Consider the following 7,255-nt stretch of genomic DNA (forward strand, 5'->3'; position numbering starts at 1 on the left):
CGGTGGCTTCGTCGCTGGGTAAAGGTTTATCCCCCGGCTGATATTGCTTGGCAAAAGGGGTTTGCGCCTCGACAATCAGATCGTAACAGGAAATATGGGTAGGATTTAGATCGATCGCACATGCCAACGAAGCCACCCAATTATCGATTGTTTGTTGTGGTAAGCCAGAAATTAGATCGAGGCTCCAGTTGGTAATACCGCCTTGATGAAATAGCTCTACAGCAGCGTAAATATCAGCTACGGTATGCGATCGACCGCATAACTGCAATAAGTTGTCCTGAAAGGCTTGCACCCCAATGCTGACCCGATTTACCCCCGCCTGGAGATATCCCTGAAGTTGCGCCAAGTCGAATGTCCCCGGATCGATTTCCATCGAGATTTCGGCATTATTCGCAATCCCAAATTTGGCGGCTAATTGCTCTAAAATCTGTCCCAGTTGCGTGACAGTTAGTAAGGAAGGAGTACCACCACCGAAAAAGATCGTTTCTAGGGGTTGATGATAATTTACTTGAGTGGCAATTTCGATCGCCAATCGATCGACATAAAGCTGAATATTACCAGAATTTGCGCCATTGGCTCGATCGCCAACGACAAATACCGGAAAGTCGCAGTAATAGCACCTGCGCCGACAGAAAGGAATGTGGATGTAAGCAGCAGTTGGGAGCAAGGGGAGTGGGGGTAGGGAGTGGGGGTGTGCGAAGTGTATACACAAGTCGAATAGACTTCGTTTTGAGATCTGAATCCCCCGAACCCCCTTAAAAAGGGGGCTAAGATCCAGTCAAAGTCCTCCTTGGAAAGGGGGATTTAGGGGGATTTCCACCAATTTCGATTCCTACTAAAGATGTGTATTGAAAATACACCTAAAACCTAAAGCCTAACCCAATTTACAATGTGTTTCGCCGCCTAATTCGATCCAGCCGCGAATTAAACCGGATGTTGATTGTGCTGCGGCACAGCGTCCGGCGGCATCGATGACGATCGCACCACCTTCACCATTCACCTTAGCGACCAAATAGTCAATCCCTGCTTGCGCCGCAGCTTGGGCATCCATGCCTCTAAACTGGACGAAATCGGAAATAGTCTTCGCAAACACCGTTCGCAAAAACTGTTCGCCGTAGCCTGTTGCCGATACCGCACAGGTATCATTATCGGCAAATACTCCCGCCCCGACAATGGGGGTATCGCCAACTCGTCCCCAGCGTTTATTTACTAGCCCTCCCGTCGATGTTGCTGCGGCAAGATTACCGTGAATATCTCGCGCTACCGCACCGATGGTACCTAACTTTTGCGATGGTTTAACTCTTTCGTGATCTAGGGTCATTCCCCCTGTCACCTGCACTTCGGCTAGCTGTTTAATTCGCGCCTCGGTAATAAAGTAATCGTCGGGATAAGTGTCTATCTGACAGAATTTTGCAAACTCTAAAGCACCATCACCCATCAACAGCACATGTTCGCCATGCTCTAAAACTCTCCGTGCGAGAGAGATGGGGTTTTTAATACCCTTCAGACCAGCCACAGCACCCGCCCGCAAATCGCGTCCGTCCATCAGTGCGGCATCCATTTCTACTTTACCATCGGCATTGAGTACCGATCCTTTACCTGCATTATAAAGCCTGTCGTCTTCCAGCAAGCTGGCGCAATATTCGACCACATCTAAGGCACTATCGCCGCGTTCTAAACGTTGGCGACCCCGTTCTAAAATTGCCGTGATACTCTCTTGAAACACTGCTTCGCTGGCTTCATGTTTAAGATCTTCGAGCGCGCCAGCACCGCCATGAATCATCAGGGAATAAGAGTTAGACATGGTTGTTGAGATCGCGATAGGATTAATGGGCTAAGGGATACTTGGATCGATCTCAGCATCGTTTAATATTTTACTGGTTTGGATGTCGATCGACAGAATTTCATCTAGCTTACAGCACCTTTCGTTGCCATAGAAATTATGTACTCTTTACAGCCGTACAGTGATATAATACTGTTATCGATCGATAAAAAATGATGGAAATAGATACCGATTCGACAACTAAAATTAATAAAGTTAGTAAGAATGCACGATTGGAAGCGCGGGTGACGCTAGAGCAAAAACAATTGATGGAAAGAGCTGCGGGTTTGCGCGGACAAAACTTGACTGAATTTATGATTTCAGTTTTGGCTGATGCGGCGACTCAAACTATTAAAGATCGAGAACTGATTGAATTAACCGAGCGAGATCGGCTGGTATTTGTCGAAGCACTATTAAATCCCGCACCTGCGAGCGAACGAGCGATTGCTGATGCTCGATGGTACGCACAGATGATGAGTAAACAGGGATCGGATTAGTGTTAAATTCCGAAGCTACTGATTTTTGCATCGAACTTCTCGCACCCCATCACGATAAAGCAGCTTTTAGTTGTGGTAACGAACAACTAGATCGTTATTTACATACTACTGCCACTCAAGATAAAAAAAGAAATATTGCCATTCCTTATGTTATTTACGATAAAGAGCTTCAAAAAATAATTGGTTATTATACCCTCTCAATGAGTGGCATAAATCTAGAAGAACTACCTCAAGAACTTGCTAGAAAACTCCCTAAATATCCCATCGTTGGTGTCAATCTAATTGGGAGATTGGCAGTATCGAACGATTATCGAGGAGCTGGATGGGGAAAGTTGTTAATTATGGATGCTCTACATCGTAGTCTTAGTATTAGTAAAACTACGGCTTCTTTTGCTGTAGTTGTAGAGGCAATTGATGATGATGCGGTTAGGTTTTATCAAAGATTTGATTTTCAAGCTTTTCCAGATCGAGCATTTAAGTTATTTCGGACTATGACAGATATCGCGCAATCCTTCGAGCGATCGTAAATGGTCGATTTAGAGCTTGAATCTGGTTGCTGAACATAGATTTTTCGATAACCGAACCACTATAGCCGGGTATTACGATCGTGCAATAATGAGAGCCTCCTTAATATTTAGTTACAATAGGAGTAATCGATCGAATAACCGATCGTAGACTTAGAGTTAGAGGTCGCTGTAATGAATGGTAGTATTCGGGTTGGTTCCTTATTTGGCATCCCTTTTTATATCAATCCCACCTGGTTTCTGGTGTTGGGCTTAGTAACGTGGAGTTATGGCGAAGGTTTGGCGGCTCAGTTTCCTTACCTACCAGGTGCTAGTCCATTTATATTGGGCTTGGTGACTGCGCTACTATTGTTTAGCTCGGTACTCGCTCACGAGTTAGGGCATAGCTTTGTAGCAATTAAACAGGGCATTAAGGTAGATTCAATTACCCTGTTTATCTTTGGCGGATTAGCCAGCCTAGAAAAAGAATCCGAAAGTCCCGCCGCTGCCTTTTGGGTGGCGATCGCAGGCCCCGCTGTGAGCTTATTATTATGTGGTATTCTCACTGCACTCGGCTTTACCGCTCATCTGACTGGCCCGATTGCCGCAATTACCGCCGTACTCGCCGCGATTAACTTATCATTGGGTTTATTCAACCTGATTCCAGGCTTACCCCTCGATGGTGGTAATATTCTCAAAGCGATCGTCTGGAAAGTGACTGGTAATCAGTATAAGGGTGTCAAAATCGCCAGCATTGTCGGTCAAGCTTTTGGCTGGGTCGCGATCGGGTCGGGCTTATTACCGCTAGTATTATACGGTAGCTTCGATAACATCTGGAACTTACTCATCGGTTCGTTCTTACTCCAAAATGCTGGTAAATCTGCTCAGTTTGCCCGCGTGCAAGAACGCCTGACAGGGTTGACTGTTGCCGATGCGGTGACTCCTAATAGTCCGATTATCCATCAAGATATCACCCTGCGGGAATTTGTAGACCAACGCACCCTCACTGGTAGCAACTGGCAAAAGTTTCTAGTTACCGACACATCTGGGCACTTAGTCGGAGAGTTGGCACTAGACGCGCTTAAAGATGTTCGATCCGATCGATGGGCGCATACAGCAGTCAGTGAAATCATGACCGCGATCGAACCATCTACAGTTATTATCGCCGATCGTCCGTTATTACAAGCGATCGAACAATTAGAATCTAAGCAAGTTGTGACTCTCAGCGTCACCGATAGCGATGGTATTCTAGTCGGCTTGTTAGAAAAAGCCGCTGTGATTAACCTAATTCACCGGAATCCACAGGCGAATCCTGCGTAAATTTGAGGAGGGGTAATTCATGAATTACCCCTCCTCATCTTGCTACTTAACAGATTGCTTGAGCTTCCTTCTCATCCTCACTGCTGCCGTACCACCAATTACCGTACCGATAATCGTAAAAGGTTCGGGAACGGCTGTAGCACCTGGAACAGTCGCACTGACATTGATATTGTCAAATTGAGGAGCAGAAGTGCCTACAGCAACAGAGTTTTGCCATTTAACGTTAACTAAATTGGTAAAGCCAGAAAAGTTAAAAGTTTGGAAACCTGGCAAGGCATCTACTGTCAGAGATTGAGCGACAGTGCTATTGTCAGCTCTCGTACCAGTGAAGTTGATAATCGTTTGTCCAACACCACTAGTAAAATCGGTTAGATCGATCGATGATAAATCGAAGGCACCACCACCAACTTTGGTCAGACTAATCGGGTTTGCTGTTGAAAATGGAAATAGAGCTGTCGAACCTTGGTAGTTACGGGATTGAGTACCATAATACAATAGCTGAGTAGAAGAACTGACGGTGAAACCACTTTCTGTATAAGTAGATCCTGCGTTGTTAACACTGTTACTATTTTGAGCCAAGCTCTCGAAATTGATCGCCACTGCATTAGCAGGCGCGATGCCAGTATGGGCAAAGCCAAAAAGCCTGTCATTGCAAGGGCTTTAGCGATTCTGGGGGGGGGTAAAATGTTTCACGTTTTATTGTAGATTGGATAACTAACAGCCAGACATCAGAGGTGAAGATTTTCAACATCGGGCTGTTACTACAGATATTATACCCAGAATAATGTATAACTATATACTCGTAGTATATAACTAGCTCGATCGCCCAGGCAGCTAGTCAAACCTAAATTATTAGCAAAGGATAATCGATCGATAGAACCGATTCAGTTGTCGTGGTAGTGTAAATTATTGGCATTTCACATCGATTCCATGCAACCAAAATTTGTCCCTTTAATTCTTGCTGGTGGTAAAGGCGAACGTTTTTGGCCGTTGAGCCGTAAACAACGCCCCAAACAGTTTCTCTGTCTCGATGGTAGTGGCGAAAGTCTGATTCAAGCCACAGCTAACCGATTGCTGCCCATTGTAGGTGGTTGGGAGGATATTTGGGTAATTACGTCCCAACTGCTCGAAACTGGCGTACAAGAGCAATTACCCAGCCTACCAGCGGCAAATTTACTCGCCGAACCTGAAGGTAGAGATACGGCGGCAGCGGTAGCGTGGGCGAGTCTAGAAATTGCTAAACGGTATGGGGACGATGTAATAATTGGCTTTTTCCCCGCCGATGCGTGGATTGCCGATGCTGCGGCTTTTGGCAAAACGATCGCGGCGGCGGTAGAATTGGCACATACTCAAGGTGCGATCGTCACATTAGGCATTACGCCGACTTTTCCCTCGATTGGTTACGGCTATATTCAGCAAGGTGCGTCTAGCGGCGAGTACCAGCAATTACAAACTTATAGAGCTATTCGATTTACCGAGAAGCCAGATATAGCAACAGCACAAGATTTTATTGCAAGTGGCAACTATACCTGGAATAGCGGCATCTTTATTTTTAAAGCCAAAATTGCGATCGCCGAACTCCAGATTCACGCACCAGAATTAATGCAGCTATTAATCGAAAAAGGTGTGAGTATTTATCCCACCCTCCCCAAGATTAGTATCGACTATGCCTTAATGGAAAAGACCAAATTAACCCATGTAATTCCCGCTGATTTTGGTTGGGACGACTTGGGCGATTGGAATGCGATCGAACGACTGATGAAAGGCGATAATATTAATGTCGAATTAGCAAATCATGTTTGTATCGATACTAAAGGCTCTGTACTCTACGCCAGCAATCCCGATGAAGTCATAGTCACGATCGGTTTAGAAAATGTGGTCGTAGTTCGCGATGGCGATGTGACCCTAATTGTAGCTAAAGATCGCACTCAAGAAATCAAGCAAATTGTCAATAAAATCAAGGAAAATAAACAGCTCGATCGCTTACTTTAAGCTAACGGTAGGGGTGCGATCGTTCCAACATCATTCACCCCCGATCGAACTGCCTATTTGAGGGCATCGCGATTCAATCTAGTCGATCGCATCGTACTGTCTCAACCAGCCCATTGCAATATCATAGCCCTCTCGATCGTTTTGTTGTTGGAATAAGTAGAGTGCGGCTTTCATACAAGTCACGCCATCGGGAGTATTCCCAAATAGTGTCGCACTCGCCATAAAAGCATAAGGATTAGTGTCGTCGAGTTTGATGGCTTTATCGTAATAGATAATGGCTTGTCGATCTTGACCTTTTTTTTGTGCCGCCCAACCTAGTTTGACATACTCCATCGATCGAGCCTGATTAGCTGCTTGTCGATTGGATGGATTGTTTTGTTGGGGTTGGGCACGTTGGATTCTTTTAATTGTCAGGGCGTTGATATCTGGTGCTAGTTCGGCGTGAGTGCTGGTAGCTGTGACGAGTATGACAGATGCTAGGGTTAAGCCAGAGGCAATAATGTTTTTCAACATGGGAAAAAATACTTTAGTGTGATTAGCTGTTACATACTATTAAACACCTTTTAATAGCAAGTTGGGTCTAGAAATATTTTTGATGCTATTTAGTGATGATTTAGTTGCGTTGGGAGTAGCCATTTATACGTAAAAGATCGACATAAAATTTGAGTGTTCGATTCTCCATAAAAGAGGCTCACGGGAACGATTAGATCGATCGTGGAATTTGGGTTCGAGCAGTTGTAGAATAAGATTGATTCAATCGTCCCAGACGGCGCGCCAGCTTCGCACAATACACACTCGCTCATGTCATCAAAGATCTCTTCATGGATTGGAATCGTCGGTATCGGTGCTACGATCGCCCTCGTCCAGCCAAACATCGCCTCTGCAACAACCTCAGTCGAAATTGCCAAGACAGCTAGGGCAATTACAGTCTTAATTACCGAACCTAATTATGTCGGTTCGGGGGTAATTCTTCAACATCAAGGCGATATTTATACCGTGCTGACTGCGGCTCATGTCGTCAAAAATCAAGGTAAAGTTGAATATAAAATTCAGACATCAGACGATCGCCAGTATGAGCTGATTACTAGCTCGATCCGATCGGCTCCAGGTAATATCGATCT

General features: G+C 45.1%; 8 protein-coding genes and 1 pseudogene. 5 read left to right on the top strand and 4 right to left on the bottom strand.

Going from position 1 to position 7,255, the window contains the following annotated elements; genetic code table 11:
- Together Q0R35_RS17335 and Q0R35_RS17340 are read right to left on the bottom strand one after the other, a co-directional pair.
- Positions 1-667 (bottom strand): coproporphyrinogen-III oxidase family protein (locus tag Q0R35_RS17335; RefSeq protein ID WP_295621336.1); only part of this gene is annotated, 667 nt, incomplete at its 3' end.
- Between the two features lie 207 nt (positions 668-874).
- On the bottom strand, positions 875-1,804 hold the full coding sequence (locus Q0R35_RS17340; protein ID WP_295621339.1) for an isoaspartyl peptidase/L-asparaginase family protein: 930 nt from the start codon (positions 1,802-1,804) through the stop codon (positions 875-877).
- Positions 1,805-1,995: 191 nt separating this feature from the next.
- On the opposite strand from Q0R35_RS17340, the gene Q0R35_RS17345 reads away from it, so the two are divergent.
- The 3 genes from Q0R35_RS17345 (at position 1,996) to Q0R35_RS17355 (ending at position 4,142) form a co-directional block, all read left to right on the top strand.
- Entirely contained in the window at positions 1,996-2,319 is a 324-nt protein-coding gene (locus Q0R35_RS17345; RefSeq protein ID WP_295621342.1) for a DUF1778 domain-containing protein, read from the top strand.
- The gene (locus Q0R35_RS17350; protein ID WP_295621345.1) at positions 2,319-2,846 is read left to right on the top strand and encodes a GNAT family N-acetyltransferase; all 528 of its coding nucleotides are present in this window, start codon (positions 2,319-2,321) and stop codon (positions 2,844-2,846) included. The genes Q0R35_RS17345 and Q0R35_RS17350 overlap by 1 nt, the downstream gene beginning before the upstream one ends.
- A gap of 171 nt (positions 2,847-3,017) precedes the next feature.
- Positions 3,018-4,142, top strand: coding sequence for a site-2 protease family protein (locus Q0R35_RS17355; protein WP_295621350.1), 1,125 nt, complete (start codon positions 3,018-3,020; stop codon positions 4,140-4,142).
- Positions 4,143-4,184: 42 nt separating this feature from the next.
- On the opposite strand, the gene Q0R35_RS17360 is transcribed toward Q0R35_RS17355, so the two are convergent.
- Complete coding sequence (locus tag Q0R35_RS17360) at positions 4,185-4,742, bottom strand: PEP-CTERM sorting domain-containing protein (protein WP_295621353.1); 558 nt, start codon at positions 4,740-4,742, stop codon at positions 4,185-4,187.
- A 330-nt stretch (positions 4,743-5,072) separates the two neighbouring features.
- Between Q0R35_RS17360 and Q0R35_RS17365 the strand changes: the two genes are divergently transcribed.
- Positions 5,073-6,134: a mannose-1-phosphate guanylyltransferase gene (locus tag Q0R35_RS17365; RefSeq protein ID WP_295621357.1), complete on the top strand. Its 1,062-nt coding sequence runs from the start codon at positions 5,073-5,075 to the stop codon at positions 6,132-6,134.
- 78 nt (positions 6,135-6,212) lie between these two features.
- Here the strand turns inward: Q0R35_RS17365 and Q0R35_RS17370 are convergent, their stop codons facing one another.
- Positions 6,213-6,647 carry a tetratricopeptide repeat protein gene (locus tag Q0R35_RS17370; protein WP_295621359.1) on the bottom strand — a complete coding sequence of 145 codons (435 nt, stop codon included), beginning with the start codon at positions 6,645-6,647 and terminating at the stop codon, positions 6,213-6,215.
- A 288-nt stretch (positions 6,648-6,935) separates the two neighbouring features.
- On the opposite strand from Q0R35_RS17370, the pseudogene Q0R35_RS17375 reads away from it, so the two are divergent.
- Positions 6,936-7,255: pseudogene (locus tag Q0R35_RS17375) on the top strand (serine protease); the annotation flags it as partial.

This window comes from Chamaesiphon sp. GL140_3_metabinner_50, assembly GCF_025361915.1.
In the GTDB taxonomy this organism is placed as follows: Bacteria; Cyanobacteriota; Cyanobacteriia; order Cyanobacteriales; family Chamaesiphonaceae; genus Chamaesiphon.

Coding starts and splice junctions, on each gene's coding strand:
- Q0R35_RS17355 (WP_295621350.1), top strand. CDS start 3,018: ATGAATGGTAGTATTCGGGTTGGTTCCTTATTTGGCATCCCTTTTTAT.
- Q0R35_RS17345 (WP_295621342.1), top strand. CDS start 1,996: ATGATGGAAATAGATACCGATTCGACAACTAAAATTAATAAAGTTAGT.
- Q0R35_RS17365 (WP_295621357.1), top strand. CDS start 5,073: ATGCAACCAAAATTTGTCCCTTTAATTCTTGCTGGTGGTAAAGGCGAA.
- Q0R35_RS17370 (WP_295621359.1), bottom strand. CDS start 6,647: ATGTTGAAAAACATTATTGCCTCTGGCTTAACCCTAGCATCTGTCATA.
- Q0R35_RS17340 (WP_295621339.1), bottom strand. CDS start 1,804: ATGTCTAACTCTTATTCCCTGATGATTCATGGCGGTGCTGGCGCGCTC.